At 67.5% G+C, this 18,599-nt stretch carries 17 protein-coding genes; 7 read left to right on the top strand and 10 right to left on the bottom strand.

Annotation, left to right across the window (positions count from 1 at the left end; translation table 11 throughout):
- The first annotated feature begins 21 nt into the window (after positions 1-21).
- The 5 genes from BCY78_RS18450 to BCY78_RS18430 are packed head-to-tail and all read left to right on the top strand — an operon-like array spanning position 22 to position 4,639.
- Positions 22-981, top strand: coding sequence for a tripartite tricarboxylate transporter substrate binding protein (locus tag BCY78_RS18450; RefSeq protein ID WP_068304814.1), 960 nt, complete (start codon positions 22-24; stop codon positions 979-981).
- Positions 978-1,418, top strand: coding sequence for a tripartite tricarboxylate transporter TctB family protein (locus BCY78_RS18445; RefSeq protein ID WP_068304812.1), 441 nt, complete (start codon positions 978-980; stop codon positions 1,416-1,418). Before BCY78_RS18450 ends, BCY78_RS18445 begins: the two co-directional genes overlap by 4 nt.
- A 47-nt stretch (positions 1,419-1,465) precedes the next feature.
- A complete protein-coding gene (locus BCY78_RS18440) occupies positions 1,466-2,983 on the top strand; it encodes a tripartite tricarboxylate transporter permease (RefSeq protein ID WP_068304811.1) in 1,518 nt (505 codons plus the stop codon).
- Position 2,984: 1 nt separating this feature from the next.
- The gene (locus BCY78_RS18435; protein WP_068304809.1) at positions 2,985-4,340 is read left to right on the top strand and encodes an acyclic terpene utilization AtuA family protein; all 1,356 of its coding nucleotides are present in this window, start codon (positions 2,985-2,987) and stop codon (positions 4,338-4,340) included.
- Positions 4,340-4,639, top strand: coding sequence for a DUF4387 family protein (locus BCY78_RS18430; RefSeq protein ID WP_068304806.1), 300 nt, complete (start codon positions 4,340-4,342; stop codon positions 4,637-4,639). The genes BCY78_RS18435 and BCY78_RS18430 overlap by 1 nt, the downstream gene beginning before the upstream one ends.
- Positions 4,640-4,830: 191 nt before the next feature.
- Here BCY78_RS18430 and BCY78_RS18425 read toward each other — a convergent pair whose 3' ends face one another.
- The gene (locus tag BCY78_RS18425; RefSeq protein ID WP_068304805.1) at positions 4,831-5,589 is read right to left on the bottom strand and encodes an IclR family transcriptional regulator; all 759 of its coding nucleotides are present in this window, start codon (positions 5,587-5,589) and stop codon (positions 4,831-4,833) included.
- The gene (locus BCY78_RS18420) at positions 5,586-5,993 is read right to left on the bottom strand and encodes an acyl-CoA thioesterase (protein ID WP_068304802.1); all 408 of its coding nucleotides are present in this window, start codon (positions 5,991-5,993) and stop codon (positions 5,586-5,588) included. The genes BCY78_RS18425 and BCY78_RS18420 overlap by 4 nt, the downstream gene beginning before the upstream one ends.
- An 86-nt stretch (positions 5,994-6,079) precedes the next feature.
- On the opposite strand from BCY78_RS18420, the gene BCY78_RS26265 reads away from it, so the two are divergent.
- A complete protein-coding gene (locus BCY78_RS26265) occupies positions 6,080-8,761 on the top strand; it encodes a benzoate-CoA ligase family protein (RefSeq protein ID WP_068304801.1) in 2,682 nt (893 codons plus the stop codon).
- A 75-nt stretch (positions 8,762-8,836) separates the two neighbouring features.
- Here the strand turns inward: BCY78_RS26265 and BCY78_RS18410 are convergent, their stop codons facing one another.
- The 5 genes from BCY78_RS18410 to BCY78_RS18390 all read right to left on the bottom strand — a co-directional run bounded on the left by BCY78_RS18410 (position 8,837) and on the right by BCY78_RS18390 (position 13,449).
- Positions 8,837-9,538, bottom strand: a complete 702-nt coding sequence (locus tag BCY78_RS18410) for an SDR family oxidoreductase (protein WP_068304799.1) — start codon at positions 9,536-9,538, stop codon at positions 8,837-8,839.
- Positions 9,535-10,515 carry a threonine-phosphate decarboxylase CobD gene (gene cobD / locus BCY78_RS18405; RefSeq protein ID WP_068304797.1) on the bottom strand — a complete coding sequence of 327 codons (981 nt, stop codon included), beginning with the start codon at positions 10,513-10,515 and terminating at the stop codon, positions 9,535-9,537. Before cobD ends, BCY78_RS18410 begins: the two co-directional genes overlap by 4 nt.
- Positions 10,509-11,444: an adenosylcobinamide-phosphate synthase CbiB gene (gene cbiB / locus BCY78_RS18400; protein WP_068304795.1), complete on the bottom strand. Its 936-nt coding sequence runs from the start codon at positions 11,442-11,444 to the stop codon at positions 10,509-10,511. The genes cobD and cbiB overlap by 7 nt, the downstream gene beginning before the upstream one ends.
- Entirely contained in the window at positions 11,441-12,250 is an 810-nt protein-coding gene (locus BCY78_RS18395; protein WP_068304794.1) for a hypothetical protein, read from the bottom strand. Before BCY78_RS18395 ends, cbiB begins: the two co-directional genes overlap by 4 nt.
- 152 nt (positions 12,251-12,402) lie before the next feature.
- On the bottom strand, positions 12,403-13,449 hold the full coding sequence (locus BCY78_RS18390) for a polysaccharide biosynthesis/export family protein (protein ID WP_068304793.1): 1,047 nt from the start codon (positions 13,447-13,449) through the stop codon (positions 12,403-12,405).
- Between the two features lie 306 nt (positions 13,450-13,755).
- Between BCY78_RS18390 and BCY78_RS18385 the strand changes: the two genes are divergently transcribed.
- Positions 13,756-15,447 (top strand): FAD-binding dehydrogenase, encoded by a 1,692-nt coding sequence (locus BCY78_RS18385; protein ID WP_068304791.1) that lies wholly within the window; start codon positions 13,756-13,758, stop codon positions 15,445-15,447.
- Positions 15,448-15,658: 211 nt separating this feature from the next.
- Here BCY78_RS18385 and BCY78_RS18380 read toward each other — a convergent pair whose 3' ends face one another.
- Genes BCY78_RS18380 through BCY78_RS18375 form a run of 3 tightly spaced genes read right to left on the bottom strand, consistent with a single transcriptional unit; the run spans position 15,659 to position 18,557 of the window.
- Positions 15,659-16,816, bottom strand: coding sequence for an amidohydrolase (locus BCY78_RS18380; protein ID WP_068304789.1), 1,158 nt, complete (start codon positions 16,814-16,816; stop codon positions 15,659-15,661).
- Complete coding sequence (locus BCY78_RS25315; protein WP_139103220.1) at positions 16,813-16,986, bottom strand: DUF2783 domain-containing protein; 174 nt, start codon at positions 16,984-16,986, stop codon at positions 16,813-16,815. Before BCY78_RS25315 ends, BCY78_RS18380 begins: the two co-directional genes overlap by 4 nt.
- Complete coding sequence (locus tag BCY78_RS18375) at positions 16,986-18,557, bottom strand: FAD-dependent monooxygenase (RefSeq protein WP_068304788.1); 1,572 nt, start codon at positions 18,555-18,557, stop codon at positions 16,986-16,988. Before BCY78_RS18375 ends, BCY78_RS25315 begins: the two co-directional genes overlap by 1 nt.
- Positions 18,558-18,599 lie beyond the last annotated feature (42 nt).

The following is an 18,599-nucleotide window of genomic DNA, read 5'->3' as shown; positions in this document are numbered from 1 at the left end:
ATGAAACCTGGGAGGAATACCATGACCCGCTTCAACCTGCCCGCCCTGTCGCTGGGCGCGCTGGTGGCGCTGAGCGCCCCGGCCTTCGCGACCGAGTGCATCGCCCCCGCCAACCCCGGCGGCGGCTGGGACTTCACCTGCCGTCAGATCGGCCGCATCCTGTACGAAGTCGGCGCTGTCGAGAGCCCCGTTCAGGTCACCAACATGGCCGGTGCCGGTGGCGGCGTGGCCTATACCGCCGTTGTCAGCGATCGCGGCGATGACGCCGACCTGATCGTCGCGGCCTCGTCGGCCACCACCACGCGTCTGGCCCAGAACGCCTTCGCCGGCATGACCGCCGATCAGGTGCGTTGGCTCGGTGCCATCGGCGGCGACGCCGGTGTGATCGTCGTGGCGGCGGACAGCCCCTACCAGACGCTGGGCGACCTCGTCGCTGCCGTGCAGGCCGACCCCTCGTCGGTGGCCTTCGCCGGTGGTTCGGCCGTGGGTGGTTATGACCACCTGAAGGTGCTGATGCTGATGTCGCGCGCCGGCTTCGAAGATGCCCGCTCGATCCGCTATATCGGCCTCGACGGTGGTGCCGACGCGATCACCCAGACCGTGGGTGGCTTCACCCAGGCGATGACCGGCGACATCTCGGAAATCGGTGGCTTCATCGCCTCCGGTGAAGTGCGCGCGCTGGCCGTCTTCGCGCCCGAGCGCATCGAAGGCTACGACATCCCGACCGCCCAAGAGCAGGGCATCGATCTGGTGGCGATGAACTGGCGCGGCCTCTATGTCCCGCACGACATTTCCGACGACCAGTTCCACGCCTGGGCCGATCGCCTGCAGCAGGTCGCTGACAGCGAGCAGTGGCAGCAGGTCATGCGCGACAACGGTCTGGCGCCCTACACCCTGATCGGTGACGACTTCCAGTCGTGGGTCAATGACAACATCGCCGAGATCCAGGAGATCTCGCGTCAGATTGGTATCATTCAATGATCAAGGCTGACCGGATCTTCGGTCTGGTCATGATCCTGGTGGCGCTGGGGTATCTCTTCAGCGCCACCCAGATCCAGACCAGCTTCCTCTCGGACCCTGTCGGGCCGCGCGTCTTCCCCTATCTGATCGGCGTGACGGTGATCCTGTGCTCGGTGGTGCTGGTGCTGCGTCCCGATGCCAATGCCGACTGGCCCGGCCTGTCGACGCTGCTGCAGCTGGCCATCGCGCTGGCGGTGCTGATCGGTTACTCGACCGCCGTGCGTCCCCTGGGCTTCATCATCCCGACGGCCATCGCCGCCGGCGTGCTCAGCTATCAGATCAACCCGAAACCCGTCACCGCGGCGGCAACGGGCGTCGGCCTCTCGGTCGGTCTGTTCGTGCTGTTCAAGATGATCCTCGGCCTCGGCCTGCAAGGTTTCCCGCGCGGCTGGTTCTGACCGGACGCCCATTCCGGGCCGCTTGAGGCGTCCCACGGGAGTATTCCATGGATATCCTTTCCAACTTGGCGATGGGCTTCGGCGTGGCCCTGTCGCCCTGGACGCTGATGCTGGCCGTGATCGGCTGCTTCATCGGCACCATCGTCGGCGCGCTGCCGGGCCTCGGGCCGTCGAACGGCGTCGCCCTCCTCATCCCCATCTCCTTCTCGATGGGGCTCGATGCGATCTCGGCCCTCGTGCTGCTGACCTCGGTCTATTACGGCGCGATGTATGGCGGCCGGATCAGCTCGATCCTGCTGAACATCCCCGGCGACGAGCCCGCGATGATGACCACGCTTGACGGCTACCCGATGGCCAAGCAGGGCCGCGCGGGCGACGCGCTGGTGATCTCGGGCGTGGCCTCTTTCGTCGGTGCTTTCCTCGCCACTATCGGCCTGATGCTGCTGGCGCCGCTGCTGTCGCGCGTCGCCTATCAATTCGGCCCGGCCGAGTATTTCGCGCTGTACCTTTTGGCCTTCTGCACGCTTGGCGGCATCGGCTCGAACAACCAGGCCAAATCGGCGCTGGCGGCGGTCATGGGCCTCGGCATCGCGATGATCGGTCTGGACAAGACCACCGGCATGCCGCGCTTCACCTTTGGTGAGCTGCACCTGATGGACGGTATCGACTTCCTCGTCGCCATCGTCGGCCTGTTCGCCGTGTCGGAAGTGTTCTTCTTCATCGAAAGCCACGGCAAGAACTCGGCCATCGGCGTCGTGCTGGACAAGGTCCGCGTGCCGTGGCGTGAGCTGAAGCGCACCTCGGGCGCCATGCTGCGCGGCACCGGCATCGGCTTCGTCGCCGGTATCCTGCCGGGCGCGGGCGCCTCGCTGGGCTCGTTCCTCGCCTATGTCGCCGAGGCTTCGGTCGCCAAGGACAAGAAAGCTTTCGGCAAGGGTGAACCCCGTGGCGTCGCCGCCCCTGAGGCCGGGAACAACGCCGCCGCCGGTGGCGCGCTGATCCCGATGCTGACGCTGGGCGTGCCGGGCTCGGGCACCACCGCCGTGCTGCTGGCGCTGCTGCTGACCCTGAACATCACCCCCGGCCCGACGCTGTTCACCGAACGGCCCGAGGTTGTCTGGGGCCTGATCGCCTCGCTGCTCATTGCCAACATCGTGCTCTTGGTGATGAACGTGCCGATGGTGAAGGTCTTCGTGAAGGTCCTCTCGGTCCCGTCGCATGTGCTGCTGCCGGGCGTCACCATGGTCGCTTTCGTCGGCATCTACTCGCTGACCGGCTCGGCTTTCGACATGCAGCTCATGGTCGCCTTCGGGGTGCTGGGTTATGTCTGCCGCAAGCTCGACATCCCGACCGTGCCGATCATCCTGGGCATCCTTCTGGGCAATGCCATGGAGGACAACCTGCGGCGCGCGATGGTTCTGTCGAACGGCGATTGGGTGTACCTCTTCTCGTCGCCCATTTCGATCGGCCTGTGGATCGCGGCGATCCTCGGCTTCCTGGCGCCCATGTTCCTGCGGCGCTTCCTGAAACGCCCTGAGGCGCCTCAAGACGCCATCGAGGACTGACATGACGACACGCGTTCTGGTGCCTTCGGGCGTTCTGGGACTGGGCTTCGACCGCACCGCGCTCGCGCGCGGTGTGGCCATGAAGCCCGACATCATCGCGATTGACGGGGGCTCGACGGATTCGGGCCCCTTCTCCTTGGGCGCGGGCGAATCCAAGTATTCCCGCGCCGCGACCAAGGCCGAGTGGCGCCATCTGATGAAGGCCCGCGCCGAGGCCGGCGTGCCCTTGGTCATCGGCACCTCGGGCACCTGCGGGGCCGATGCCACGGTCGACTGGATGTACGACATCACCGTCGAACTGGCGGCCGAGCTCGGCCAGAGCCTGAAGATCGCCCGTCTCTACACCCAGCAGCCCGCCGAGCGGGTGATCGAGGCGCTGGAGGCCGGGCGCGTGCGCCCGCTGACCCCCGCGCCCGAGGTCGATGCCGAGGGCCTGCGGGCGATGACCAACATCGTCGCTTTGGGCGGGATCGAGCAGGTGCAGGCCGCCATCGAGACCGGCGCCGATGTGATCCTCTGCGGTCGCGTCACCGACACCGCCACCATCGCCGCCCTGCCCATCGCGCGCGGCGAGGCCGTGGGCGGCGCCTGGCATGGCGCGAAGATCGCCGAATGCGGGGCTCTGTGTTCGACGAACCCGACCTCGGGCGTGATCCTTGTCGAGTTCGACGAGACGGGCTTCACCGTCGAAGCCATGGCCGAAACCGCTCTCTGCACCCCGCATTCCGTCTCGGCGCATATGCTCTACGAGAATTCGGACCCGTTCCAACTCTATGAGCCGGGCGGCTATCTCGACGTGCGTGGGGCGCGCTACACGGCGCTCGACAAGCGCCGCGTGCGGGTCGAGGGCTCGGAATGGGTCAAGGGGACCTATACCGTGAAGCTCGAGGGCGCCAAGGAAGGCGGCTTCCAGACCACGATCATGGCCGTGCTACGTCAGGCGCATTACGTCGCCCACGCGCAGGAATGGGCCGACAAGATGCACGGCTTCCTGACCGACCAGATCACCGAGCGCATGGGTCTGACCCCGCCGGATTACACGCTGGAATTCCGCATGATTGGCGTCAACGGCGCGCTGGGCGCGCTGGAGAACCGCGCAGGTGCGCCGGTCGAGGTGGGCGTCCTCGGCATCGTCACCGCGCAGACGCAGGCGATTGCCTCGGAAATCGGCAAGCTCATCAACCCCTGGGTCCTGCATTATCCGCTGACCGAGGACGAGGAACTGCCGACCTTCGCCTTCCCGTATTCGCCCGCGACCTCCAATCGTGGTGCGCTCTACGAATTCGCGCTGAACCATGTCATGGAGTTGGATGACCCGATGTCGGCCTTCCGAATTGTGGTCACGGAGGTGAAGTGATGGCGACGATTGGCGAGAAAGTGCTGAAGGTCCGGTCGAAGAACGCCGGTCCCTTCTGGATCACCATCGACATCTTCTGCGGCACGCCCGAGGCTTATGCCGAAGTTTCGGGGAAACTCGAAACTCAGCGTGTGGCGGATCTGACCGGCACGCCGCTGCAGCTGGTGAAGCGGTTCGACATTGAAGACCTGAGGGTCGTCAAACTGTCGATCCCGCGTCCGGTGGTGCAGGGCTCGCGCGATGACCGCGACATGCATGGCGCGGCGCTGGCGGTGCTGATCGACGAGATGGCGCTGTAAGGCGCAACGCGACCTCGGCCCGGAGCAAAGGGCGAAGCCCGCCGGGCCAGCGCCCATCCGCCCCCTCGGATGGGCGCTTTGCTTGCCACATCGCGGGGATCGAGGGCAGGCGGACATGACGCCATAGAGCGCAGACCACGAAGCGTGCAGCGCCCACCCGACGGACGGGCGCTGGCACTCCGCACGGCGGTTCAACCGAAACTCAACCCCGCCGCAAAACCCTTCAACGCCCTGACCGCCGGCCCTTCGCCCTCGGCCAGCGCGGGGTCGGTGCCGATCAGCGTCACCACCGCCTGCGCCTCGCCCTGCCAATCGAGGATCGGCGCGGCGACGGCCACCAGCCCCGGGATGAACCGCCCGTCCACCCAAGCGTAACCCGCCGCCCGCATCGGCGCGACCAACGCGGCCACGCCCTCGGCATCCCTTGGCAGATCGCCCGTGGCCTGCGCCAGCTCGGCCGTCAGGATCGCCTGCAGCGGCGCCTGCGGAGCCCAGGCGAGGAACCCGCGCCCGGTCGCCGAATGCAAGAGCGGCATCACCGTCCCCAGCCCCATCGAGGTCACCGTCGGTACCGCCGCGCGCTCCCAGCGCACCACGGTCGCGCCTTGCGTGCCCCAGACCGACAGCAGCGCCGTCAGCCCGGTCTGCGCCACCAGATCGGGCATCGCATCGGCCGTCGCGTTGACGAAATCATGCCGCGCCAGCGCCGACAGCCCCAGCCGGATCGCCCCCGGCCCGAGGTCGTATTTGCCCGAGCGCACGGCCTGCACCACCAGCCCCGCATGCAGGAACGAGGCCAGATAGCGGTGCACCTTCGACGGCGGCATGGCGCAATCGCGGGCCAGATCGCTGAGGCTCACCGCCTCGTGCCGCTCGCCCATCGCTGCCAACAGCCGCAGCGCGGCGTCGAGCGACTGGATGCCGCCGCTGGCCTCGTCTTCCGATTTCATGCCAATCCGACCCGTTCCCGCAGCGCAGACATCTCGCCCGCGACGATACCCTTTTCGCCCGGCTTGAACAGCCCGCGCACCTCGGTCCCGGTGGCGGTGACGGTCTCGCCGACCGTGACCTCGTAATCCAGCGTCAGCGTCTTGCGGCCCCAGTCGCGGATCGTCATCGCCAGGCGAATATCGTCATTGGGGCGCATCGGCCGGCGGAAATCAGCATTGGCGGACATCAGCCCCGCACCGACCGCGCCCAGATCCTTGCAGATCGCCGCATGGCCGCCGAAGCCTGCCAGCCAGTCGTGGAAGCAACGGTCGAACCAGCCGTAGATATTGGGATAAAACACGATCCCCGCCGGGTCGCAGTCGCCGAAGGTCACCCGGTAGGACAGACTGTGTGTGACGCTCACTTTTCCGCTCCATAAAAATCATTGCGTATATTGGAAAACACTGTACCTTCCCCCTCATCCGGTGTCGAGGTCAGAGGGAGGAGACCATGCCACTTTCATCCGTAGAGATTCTCGGCGGTGGGCCTGCGGGCCTGTACACGGCAATCCTGCTGCGCAAGGCGATGCCGCATCTGCGCCTGCGCGTGACCGAGCAGAACCCGCGCGGCGCGACCTTCGGCTTCGGCGTCGTGTTCTCGGATCAGGCGCTCGATTTCCTGAAGGCCGACGACCCTGAGATCCACGCCACCATCACCCCCGACATGGAACGCTGGCGCAACATGACGCTGAACCTGCCGGGCGGGCAGGTCACGCTGGACGGGGTCGGCTTCGCCTCGGTCGGCCGGCAGGATTTCAACGAGATCCTCACCGCCCGCGCGCTGGAACTGGGCGTCGAGATCCGCTTCGGCCATCAGGTCACCTCGCTCGATGAATTCGACGCTGATCTGATCGTCGGCGCGGATGGTCTGAACTCGCTGGTGCGCCGCACGCATGAGGCCGAGTACGCCCCGCAGTGGGACAATTTCACCAACCATTTCGCGTGGTTCGGCGCGGATCGGCCGTTCGATACGCTGACGCAGAGCTTCCTGAAGACCGACCGTGGCGCCTTCAACGCGCATCACTACCGCTTCACCCCGGACCGCAGCACCTTCATCGTCGAATGCGACGACGCGACCTTCCGCGAATACGGTTTCGCGCAGATGGATCAGAACCAGACCGCCGCGATCTGCCAGGAGGTCTTCGCGCCGATCCTTGAGGGCGCCTCGCTGATCAAGAACAACTCGATCTGGCGGCAATTCCCCAAGCTGTGGTGCGAGCGCTGGGCGGTCGGCAACACGGTGATCCTCGGCGACGCTGCACATACCGCGCATTTCTCGATCGGCTCGGGCACCCGTCTGGCCATGGAAGACGCGATCGCACTGGTGAAGGCGCTCAGCACCCATGACGACCTGAACGAGGCGCTGGAGAGCTATCAGAAGGAGCGGATGCCGATCGCCAAGAAGATCGTCACGGCGGCCAATACCTCGGCCCAATGGTACGAGCACTTCGCCGAGAAGATGGACCTCGCCCCGGTCGATTTCGCCTTCGACTATCTGACCCGTTCCGGCCGCGTCGACATGGACCGCCTGCGCGCGATGGCGCCCGAGTTCATGGCACGCTGGGAGGTCGAACACACGCCGCCCGCGCCGGTCGATCCGGTGGGTGTGGACACGCCGGGGGCAAAGCTGCTGGGCTTCGACAAGGCGGACTATCCGAACTGTTCCTCGATCCTGTGGGACAACCTGACCCGCAACCCCGACAAGCCTGCCGTCACCGGCCCTGCCGGCACGCTGACCTACCGCGCGCTCATTGCCGAGGCCGCCCGCTGGGGGAATGCCTTCAAGGCTGCCGGGCTGAAACGCGGTGAGCGGATTCCGTTCTTCCTCGACGACACCCCGGCCTATCCCGCCGCCTTCTTCGGCGCGGTGCGGGCTGGCTTCGTGCCAGTGCTGCTGAACACCCAGACGCCCGCCGATGTGCTGAACTTCTTCCTGCAGGACACCGGCGCGCGGCTGGCCCTGTGCGAGAACGCGCTGTCCGGCCATTTCTCGGCCGAGGTTCTGGCGGGCACGGCGGTAGAGCGCGTGGTGCTGGTCAACGGCGCGGATGACTTCACCGCGGGCCAACCGGACACGCTGGAGGCCGCCGATACCGGCCCCGATGACATGGCCTTCTGGATGTATTCCTCGGGCTCGACCGGACGGCCCAAGGGCATCGTCCACCTGCACCACGACATGGCCTATTCGCAGCTTTCCTTCGGCGCGCAGGTGTTGAAGCTGACGTCTGACGATGTCTGCTTCTCGGTTCCGAAGATCTTCTTCGCCTATGGCTTCGGCAATGCTTTCACCTTCCCCTTCTCGGTCGGTGCGACGACGGTGCTGATGCCCGGCCAGCCTCGGCCCGAGGCGGTTCTGGATTGCATCGAGGCCTACAAGCCCACGGTCTTCTTCGGCCTGCCGACGCTCTACACCGCCTTGGCCCGGACGCCGGGGGTGAAGGAGCGCGACCTCTCCAGCATCCGCCAGTCCATGTCGGCGGCTGAGATCCTGTCCGCCGATATCTATGAAGCGTGGAAGGCGCTGGTCGGCCATGGTCCGACCGAAGGGCTGGGCTCGACCGAACTGCTGCATGTCTATCTGTCGAACGGGCTCGCGGATCACCGCCTCGGCGCGGCGGGGGCGGCGGTGCCGGGCTATGAGATCAAGTTGGTCACACCGGATGGCAAGATCGCCCAGCCGGGCGAGGAAGGCGTGATGCATGTGCGTGGGCATTCCAGCGCGCCGTGTTACTGGAACCGGCCCGACAAGACGCGCGACACGATGCGCGAGGACTGGATCTATACCGGCGACCGCTTCATCGAGAGGGACGGCTATTATTACTTCCAGGGCCGGGCGGATGAGCTGATCAAGGTCTCGGGCCAATGGGTCTGGCCGCTGGAAGTGGAGCGGTGTCTCAACGACCATTCCGATGTGCATGAATGCGCGGTGATGGCGCATGAGCTTGAGGACAAGCGCATGGCCTTGCGGGCGGTGGTGGTCTTGCGGGAAGGGCGGGCGCAGGATGTGGCGAGCTTGCAGGCGCATGTGAAGACGCGGCTGCAGCCGTTCAAATATCCGCGGATCGTCGAGTTCGTGGAGGCCCTTCCGAAGACCGGCACCGGCAAGATCGACCGGCAGGCGTTGAAGGTGTGAGCAAAAGGTGGGGTGAAACCCCACCCTACACGCGCGGCCCCGTAGGGTGGGGTTTCACCCCACCTTTCGGCGACCTCAAAGCGCGCGCATCAGTCCGCCATCGACGCGGATGCCCTGCCCGGTGATATAGCTCGCGGCGTCGGACACAAGGAACGCCACCGTCTCGGCAATCTCCTCGGCCGTGCCATAGCGCTGCATCGGCACCGAGGCCGCGCGCTCGTCCGTCTTCGGCAGGCTGTCGATCCAGCCCGGCAGCACCGTGTTCGCGCGGATCCCCTTGGCCGCATATTGATCGGCGTAGAGCTTGGTGAAGGTCTGCAGCCCCGCCCGGAACACTCCCGAGGTCGGGAACATCAGGCTCGGCTCGCCGACCCAGGCGGTCGAGATCGTCACCATCGCGCCCTTGCCCTGCGCCTCGAAGATCGGCGTTACCAGCCGGGCCATGCGGATGACCGGGCGCAGGAAGACCTCCATCGCCTTCGACCAATCGTCATCCGTCAACTCCAGCAGCGGCCCCTTCGGACCGTGCCCGCAGGAATTGACGACCGCATCGACGCGACCCCATTCCGCCATCGCGCCCTCCACCAGCGCGCGCAACACGCCCTCGTCTTGATTGGAGCCGGTCACCCCGATCCCGCCCAAGTCCCGCGCCAGCGCCTCGCCCTTGCCCGAGGCCGAGTTGACCGCAACCTTCCAGCCCTCGGCCGCCAGCTTGCGCGCGCAGGCGGCCCCCATGCCCGAACCTCCGGCGACGATCAGCGCAACCTTGTCCGTCATGCGGGTCTCCATTCCGACAAAGCCTGCTCGACGCGCGACCATTCCGCGCCGTCCGGCAGGCCCAGTCTGATCCAGGTCTGCGAATAGGGGAAGCGGCGCGACCAGATCCCGCGTTTGGCCAGATGAACCTGCGTCGCTTCGGCATCGGGCGTGGCATAGCTGCGGAACAGGGCCGTGCCGCCCACCAAGATCCAGCCCGCGCGCTCGGCCATCGCATCGAGCCGCGCCGCGTCCTCGCCCAACCGCGCCGTCGAGCTGGCCTGCCAGTCCTTGTCCGTCAAGGCCTTGGTGCCGACCTCCAGCGCCGGGCCGTTCACCGACCACGGCCCCGCCCATTCCCGCAAGCGCGCCAGCATCTCGGGCGCGCCGAGGATGAAGCCCAGCCGCAGCCCGGCCAGCCCGTAGAACTTGCCGAACGAGCGCAGCACCAGCACATTGTCCGGGGCCGAGGCCGCGACCGACAGCTCAGGATGCGGATCGGCGAAGCTCTCATCCACCACCAGCAGGCCCACCCGCTTGGCGAGGTTCTGCATCGCCTCGGGCGACCAGCTGCGGCCATCCGGATTGTTGGGATTGACCACCACGGCCAGATCCGCGCCGTGCAGGGCCTGCAGCCCCTCGACATTCTGCAAGGTCCAGCCCTGCGCGATCAGCGAGGCGGCGTGTTCATTGTAAGTCGGGCGGATCACCCGCGCGTCGCCGGGTTCGCGCAGACGCGGGTAAAGCTGGATCGCCGACTGCGCGCCCGCCAAAGGCAAGACACGCGCGGGTTTCACGCCATAGGCGCGGGCGGCAGCGGCGATCAGCGCCTCCTGCGCGTGGGCGCTGGGAAGGGCGGTGAAGGCCTCGGACGAGAGCGCCGGAAGCGGATAGGGCCGCCGGTTGATGCCGGTGGAGAGATCCACCCAGCCGCCCGTCATCGGGCCATACTCGGCCTTCGCGGCATCCAGATTGCCGCCATGATCCCGCTTCACCATCCGCACACCGCCACGATTGCCACGATTCCCCCCAGAACCCCCATCGCCCGGCGATATAGGGCCAGAGCGCGCGCAAGGTCCTGGGGTTGCGGATCGGGGGCCCCGCCATTCACCCAGGGCTCCTGCGCGACCCTGTCCCCGTAAACGCGCGGACCCGACAAACGGATCCACAAAGATCCGGCCATCGCCGCCTCGGGCCAGCCTGCGTTGGGAGAACGGTGCTGACCCGCATCCCGCATCATCGTTCGCAGCGCGACGATAGGCCGTGCCGAGACCAGCGCGAACAGCACCCCGGTCAGCCGCGCGGGCGCGAGGTTCACCAGATCGTCGATGCGGGCCGAGGCCCAGCCGAATTGCTCATACCGCTCATTCCGATGGCCGATCATCGAATCCAGCGTGTTGATCGCCTTGTAAGCGGCAATTCCGGGCAGGCCCGCAACGACACCCCAGAACAGGGGCGCGACGATCCCGTCCGAGGTATTCTCGGCGAGGCTCTCGACCGCCGCGCGGGCAACCCCGGCCTGATCCAGCTGCGACGGGTCGCGCCCGACGATCATCGACACGGCATAGCGCGCGCCGGCCAGATCGCCGCGGATCAGCGGCTCGGCCACGGCGGCGACATGTTGATGCATCGAGCGGATGGCAACCAGGGGCCAGGCCAGAACGCCCGTCACCACGATTCCGATCCAGCCCCCCGGCAGCAGCGCGGTGATCGCCGCCGCCGTGCCGCCCGCCGTCAGGATCACCACCAGCGCGGCAAGGACGCCCTTGGCGCGGCGATTGGCGCCACGGTTCAGCCGCCCCTCCAGCCCTGAGATCAACGCCCCGAGCCAGGTGACCGGATGGCCGATCCGCCGGTACAACGCATCGGGCCAGCCGATCAGCGCGTCGATCCCCATGGCGATCAGCATCGCCGCAGCAAAGCTCATGATCCGCCCCCGTCGAAGCGCAACACGCCTGTGAAGCCCGCGGCTTGCAGGGCTTCCTCGACCCCTCTCGGGACCTTGTCGCGCGGATAGATCAATCCGCGGGCGCTGCCGGTATGGGCGATCATCCAGCCCTCGGCCTCCAGCTGTTCTGCCAAGGCCGCAGTCGGGTCACCGGTCGGACCTCGCTTTGCCAGCGTGCGGCGCGCGCTTTCCGAGGCCAGCCGCGCCATGCCGGCCAGATCCGGCCCCAGCCGCCATTGCTCGACCAGATCGTCGATGTCGGGGAAGGCCTCGTCCTCGGGGTCGGTGCGCTGCCCGGCGCCGAAGAAGCCGCCGACCACGGTGAAGGGCGGCAGCACCGGCATGTCCTCCAGCACCCGACCCTGACGCGGGGCGAAGAGCAGGCGCTCGGCATCGGGCATCATCAGCGGGTCACTCGCCCCCTCGGCGGCGGCGCAGGCGCGGGCCAGCTCGGCGGGCGTGCCGTCGAACCCCAGCCAGCGGGCGATGGCGACAAGTGCGGCGGTCGACGAGCCGGCGCCGCCACCCGGCGGCATGGTCGCGGCGATCGAGGGCAAGAGTTTGGGCTCCGGCAGGCCCAGATGACGGCACAGCACCTCTACCCGGCGTGGGCCCAAGAGGCCGGCGTCCATCCCGTCCAGCTGCACCCACAAAGCCGGGCAGGGCAGCGAGATCAACGCCAAGGGCCCGGTCGCCCCCAGACGGCCCTGCATGAGCTCGCCGAAATGCCCGGCGACCCGCACGGGGGCGGGCGTGGCTGTCGGGCGGGGCTTGAAGAGCGGCATGGGGGCGGGGTCCTCGCGGTCTGGCTGCCTTACTGCGAGTTTTCCCCGCGCCCGGCAAGGTCTGCTGCGGAGTCGCCGGGCGCGAATGCGACATCGGAAACGACAAACGGCCCGCCGTGCAGGGCGGGCCGTCTGGTAGACTGTGGGCCGGATCAGTTCGTGAACGCGCGCGAGGTCTGCGCGGCGTTGCGCAAGATGCCCATGACGTTGGCAATCAGCGGGGCCGCGCTCTCGGTCGCCAAGACGACGTCGCCCGGCTGGATCTGGAACTGCTCGGCGGCGAACAGACCGTCGGCCGAGGTCAGATCGAAGGTGAAGATCACCTCCTGATGGTCCGGATAGGCGATTCCGGGACGCACGGCGCTCGCCGGATACTCGCGCAGGACCATCACGCCCTCAAGGTTCGCCCGGGTGGCCTGCAGCCCGCCGATGGTCGACAGTGCGTCGAGTGCCGAGACATGCTCACGCTCGAAATAGACGACTTCCTGCCGGCCCGAGGCGCCGAGCGCGATGTAGCTGCGGCCGTCCTGCTCGACGAGGATCCGATCCCCCCCGCGCAACTGGATGTCGTAGGCCGGGTTCGAGAACAGGTCGCCCGCGGGGACGGCATAGCTCACGCCAGCGCGGTTCAACCGGACCAGCGGGTTGCGCAAGTTGGGCGAGATGCCACCGGCCTCGGCGATGACGCTGAGAATCGTCGGGCTGATCTCGGGCAATTCGATGCGGCCGGGGCGGGCCACGCCGGTCACCACGTCGATGCGGTTGGCACTGCCCGGGGTGACGGTCAGCTGGACCTGTCCGTCGGGCACGATGGCCAGCAACTGCTGCTGGATCTCGCGCCGCGCCTGTTCTGCCGTCATGCCCGAGACCCGCAGCTCACCGACATAGGGCACGAACACCCGGCCCGACGCCGAAACCGGCACATCCTGCATGTTCACCATGCGCTGCTCACCGGTGGTCAGCAGCGATTCGGGCTGGCTGTCCCAGACCGCGATGCTCATCAGGTCGCCGGGGCGGATGGTGCGGGCAACGGCTGCGGCACTGGCCGACGTCCAATTGAAGCGGACATCAGACTGCGCCGGCGGCCACGCCTGGATGATGTCCAAAGAGGCACGGGTGACGGCAAAGACCTGCACCTCGGTCTCGGGATTGTCGGTCCCGCTGAGGATTTCCGATTGCAATGCGGCACCGCGCGGCATCGAGCAGCCGGCGACAATGAGAGGAAGGGCGATGACGGCGACGACGCGCGTCAGCCATGATTTACTCGGAAAATAAGACGGTACTGGCGAAAGAGATTGGGTCAATTGGGTCATCATTTTTTTCTGTCGCCTGCTCTGCTTGGAGTCTCGCGGCTTGGTGCCCATTGGCCGTCGTTGCGGCGCGCGACTTGATTTTGCCGCAAACGCTACCGTGAGAGCAGGATTGCGACAAGCTGCATGGACGGTTTGTTGCCTGAGCGGGGCGTCAGTGCAACACTTTGCATGGCAGGTGGGAGGAAAGTTGCCATGCACTCAGGGGGGATAGCGGGTTCGGGCGCCTTGGCCGCGGACGTCGTCGTGGTCGGCGTCGGACTGGCAGGTCTGGTCGCCGCTTGCGAGGCCGCGGATCGGGGGAAGCGGGTGATCGTGCTGGATCAGGAGGGGCCGCAGAATCTGGGTGGGCAAGCCTTCTGGTCCTTGGGCGGCCTGTTCATGGTCGACACACCCGAACAGCGCCGGATGCGTATTCGTGATTCCGAGGCTCTGGCTTTGCAGGACTGGCTGGGTTCGGCGCAGTTCGACGGCCCGCAGGATGTCTGGCCGCGCCGCGTGGCCGAGGCCTATGTCAGCTTCGCCGCCGGCGAGATGCGCGAGTGGCTGCACGGCATCGGCATGCGCTGGTTTCCGGTCGTCGGCTGGGCCGAGCGGGGTGGAGCACTGGCGCATGGGCATGGCAATTCCGTCCCTCGCTTTCACATCACCTGGGGCACCGGGCCGGGCGTTCTGGCCCCGTTCGAGAGGATGGCGGCGGATCACGTCGCGTCGGGCCGCTTGCGCATCCTTCATCGCCACCGGGTCACCGGTATCAGCCGCTCCGCCGGCCGAATCGCGGGGGTTTCGGGGGAGGTGCTTGAGGAAACGCCTGTCGCGCGGGGGCAGAAATCCAGCCGCGTGGTCGTCGGCGCCTTCGAAGTCGAGGCGGGATCGGTTGTGGTGACCTCCGGCGGGATCGGCGGCAACTTCGACCGCGTGCGCGCCGCCTGGCCCGCCGACCGTCTGGGGCCGCCGCCCACACGGATGGTTGCCGGCGTACCGGCGCATGTGGATGGCGACATGATCGAGGTGACGCAGGGCGCCGGCGCCGCGACGATCAACACCGACCGGATGTGGCATTATTGCGAGGGGATCCGGAACTGGGACCCGATCTGGCCCGAGCACGGCATCCGCATCCTGCCCGGCCCCTCGTCCTTGTGGTTCGACGCGCTGGGCCAGCGGATGGAGCCGCCCTACCTGCCCGGCTTCGATACTTTGGGGACGCTGAAGCGCATCCTCTCGACCGGCCATCAGCACAGCTGGTTCGTGCTGACGCAGGGGATTATTAAGAAGGAATTCGCGCTCTCCGGCTCCGAGCAGAACCCGGATCTGACCTCGGGTCGCTGGGCCGAGGTGCTGAAATCGCGGTTGGGATCGGGCGGCAAGGCGACGGGGCCGGTCGAGGCCTTCAAGGAGCATGGCGCCGATTTCGCCGTGGCCGGGGATCTGAAGTCGCTGGTCGCCGGGATGAACGCGATCGCCGCGCAGATGGGCGATCCGCTGCTGGACCCCGCCGGGCTGAGGGCGCAGATCGAGGCGCGCGATGCGCAAATCGACAATCCCTTCGCCAAGGACGCGCAGATCACCGCGATCCGGGGCGCGCGGACATATCTCGGCGACAAGCTGATCCGCACCGCCAAGCCGCACCGCATCCTCGACCCCGCGCAGGGCCCGCTGATCGGCGTCCGCCTCTCGGTCCTGACCCGCAAGACCCTGGGAGGGCTGCACACGGACATCGACGGCGCGGTGCTGGATGCGACGGGCGCGCGGATCGACGGGCTCTTCGCCGCCGGCGAATGTGCGGGTTTCGGCGGGGGCGGCTATCACGGGCTCAACGCATTGGAGGGGACGTTCCTCGGGGGCTGTCTGTTCTCGGGCCGAGCGGCAGGACGCGCGGCGGGCTAGAAAGGAGGGGGCTGTCTGCCCCCTCGCCCTTCGGGCTCACCCCCGAGGATATTTGGGGAGCAAAGATGGGCAATTTGGTTCAAATTGTCCTTATCCCTGCGCTCGCCCCCCTCACCTTGTTCCAAATACTCAAACGCGGCGCCGGTCACCCCACGCCGCGCTCTGCCATTCACTCTGCTTCAAATACGCTCTTCTGGAGCGACAGCCCAATTCAGCCCAACAGCTCGGTGATGGCGCGGTGAAAGACGGCGACGCCCTGCGGGATCAGCGCATCGGGGAAATCGTAGGTCTGGGTGTGCAGCGCCGGGCAATCGACGCCCGAGCCCAAGAGGAACATCGCCGATTTCGATACCGAACCGAAGCGGCCGAAATCCTCGGAAGCGCGCATCGGCAGGTCGCCCGGTTCATGCGGGATGCCCTCGGCTTCCAGCGCGCGGGCGAGGACGGCGACGGCCTCGGGGTGGTTGGTGCAGGCGCGGAAATGGTCGTGGACCTCAAAACTCACTGACAGTTCCGCCGCCTCGGCCTCGGCGCGGGCCAAAGCGCGGGCCTGATCGAGCAGCGCGTCGAGATCCTCATCCGTCAGGCCGCGCAAGGTGACCCAAAGCTCCGCCTCGCCCGGCGCGATGCCGAAGGCGGGCTCGCCCATGCGCAGATGGGTGATCGTGGCCAGCCGGAAGCCGGGCTGCATCGCACCGCCCGGACCCATCGCGCGCAGCCCGTCGATCAGGCGCGGCAGGGCGGGGGTGGGGGCGCGGCCGTCCTCGGGCATCGAGGCATGCGCGGTGCCGCCCATTAGGCGGATCTTCAGCCCGGCCGAGGCGCAGTTCATCGGCCCCGCGGCCAGCCAGGCGTGACCCAGCGCGATGCCGGGCATGTTGTGCAGGCTCAAGGACCAGTCGGGCGTCAGGGGGGCGAAGGCGGGATCGGCCAGCACCGCCGCCGCGCCCGAGCCGTCTTCCTCGGCCGGCTGGAACATCAGCACCACGCGACCCGTTGCCGGGCGTTGGCGCGACAGCAGGCGGGCGAGGCCCATGAGGATCGTCGAATGCCCCTCATGGCCGCAGAGATGCGAGACCCCGGGCACTTCGCTGGCATGCGGCACCGTGCCGAGTTCGAGGATCGGCAGCGCGTCGGTTTCCGAGCGGATCAGCACCGTCGGCCCCGGCTTCCCGCTGTCGAACACCGCCGCCACACCGTGGCCGCCCAGCCCGCTCACCAGCTGGTCGGGCTGGGGCAGGGCGGCGATGATGACCTTGGCGGTCTCGGCCTCCTTGCCCGAGACCTCGGGGCGGCGGTGCAGGGCGTGGCGGAAATCGGTGAGCTCGACCACATCGGCATTGGTGAGGCTCGGCAGGGGGGCGTTCATCGGCTCTCCAGATTTTTCGCGCATTCCCGAAGGATGCTCAGCGCCATGTCGGTATCGCCAAGCGCCTGCGCGAGCGCCAGCGCGGCCTTGGCCAGGAACAGGGGTGCCTTGGCCTCGCCCAAAGTGTCGAGATGGGCGGCAAGGGCGTCGTAGATCGGCTCGGCAGACATCAGGGGCGCTCCAGTATCCGGTCAAGCGTGGCGAGGATGGCGGCGGGATCGAGGGATGTCCAGCGGCCGGCGACATGGAGATCGGGGCGGATCAGCCAAGCGGCGCCCTCGGGGGCGTTCCACGCGGCACCGGGGGGGAGGGTGATGACCGTAAGCAATGGGTGGCTGACCTTGGGGGCCTCGCCGAAGGCGATGAGCGTGAACAAAGGCCCCATGCGTTCGGAGAGGAAGCCGTCACCGAGATTGGCATCCGGGATCATCGCGCCGGGCACGGGGCCGGTTTGGCCCTCATCGGGCGCGGTCAGGGGGCTGTCGGCATAGGTATAGGGCGCCATCTGGCGGGGGTTGGCCAGATCCCCGGCCCAGGGGAAGCGCAGCGCCAGCGACAAGGCCGCATCGCGCATCAGCTGCCAGCCGAAGCTCGGCGGCGTCATGAAACGCGCGCTTTTCGAGGCATTGGCGAAGACATCGAGCGTCGCCCCGCGCCGCTCGGGCGTGTAGCTGTCGAGAAGCCCTTCGCCCGCCTGACCGGACAACACCAGCGCCAGCTTCCAGCCGATATTCTGCGCGTCGGCGAGGCCGTTGTTCAGGCCCCGGACGCCGAAGATCGGCACGATATGGGCCGAGTCGCCGATGAAGAACACCGGCCCGGCGCGATAGTCGTCCAGCGCGAGGGTGTTGGCGGAATAGACCGACCACCATTCCAGTTCCCATTCCCTGGTCTCGCCGATCTCATCCAGCACGCCCTGGACCGAGGCGCGGACATTGTCCTCGCGCGTCGCCTCCTCGGCGCTTTCGCCCTCGGTCAGCTGGTAGTCGATGCGCCAGATGTCGTCGGGCTGGCGGTGGATCAGCACGGTGCCGCCGGGGCGGCAGGCGGGGTCGAAGAGGGCGCGGCGGATCGTCGGGTAGTCATGGGCCATGCGCACATCGGCGATGACATAGCGGCCCTCGAAATTCTCGCCCTTCAGCCGCAGGCCCATCAGCCGTCGGACGGTCGAGCGCGCGCCATCGGCTGCCAACACCCAGCGGGCGGACAGCGCGTAAGTCCGGTAGGGGTCGGTGAGGGTCAGGACGGCGCCCTCGGGCTGCGTTTCGATCCCTTCCAGCCGCGTCTGCCAGCGCGTTTCGATCAGTGGCTGGGCAGCAACCGCGTCCCAGAGGAATTGCTCGATATATTGCTGTTGCAGGTTGTACATCGGGCGGAAGCGGTCATCCGCGCTGTCCGGCATCGCGAATTCGAGGATCTGCTGGCCGCGATAGAAGCTGCGCCCGGTGGTCCAGGGCAGGGACTTCTTGAGGAACGGGGCCAGCGCGCCGATCCGGTCGAGGATGTGATAGCTCGCCCGCGCGATGCAGATCGCCCGGCTGCCGTCGTTGAACGTGGCCTTGGCGTCGATCAGCACCGAGCGTTGGCCGTGCCGCGCCAGTTCTAGCGCCGCGACCATGCCGATGGGGCCGGCGCCGACGATCACCACGGGGGCGGGATCGGTGCTGGCCTCCGTGGGCGCGTCGAACTGCGGATAGGTGAAATAGAGCGAGTCATGCTCGCCGCGTCCCTCAGGTCTCATGCCGCCTCCCTTGCTTGCCTCTGTTTACCGGCATCGGGCCGC

Source organism: Pararhodobacter sp. CCB-MM2 (assembly GCF_001691415.1).
Classification (GTDB): Bacteria; Pseudomonadota; Alphaproteobacteria; order Rhodobacterales; family Rhodobacteraceae; genus Pararhodobacter.
This window is presented reverse-complemented; position numbering and strand designations above follow the sequence as displayed.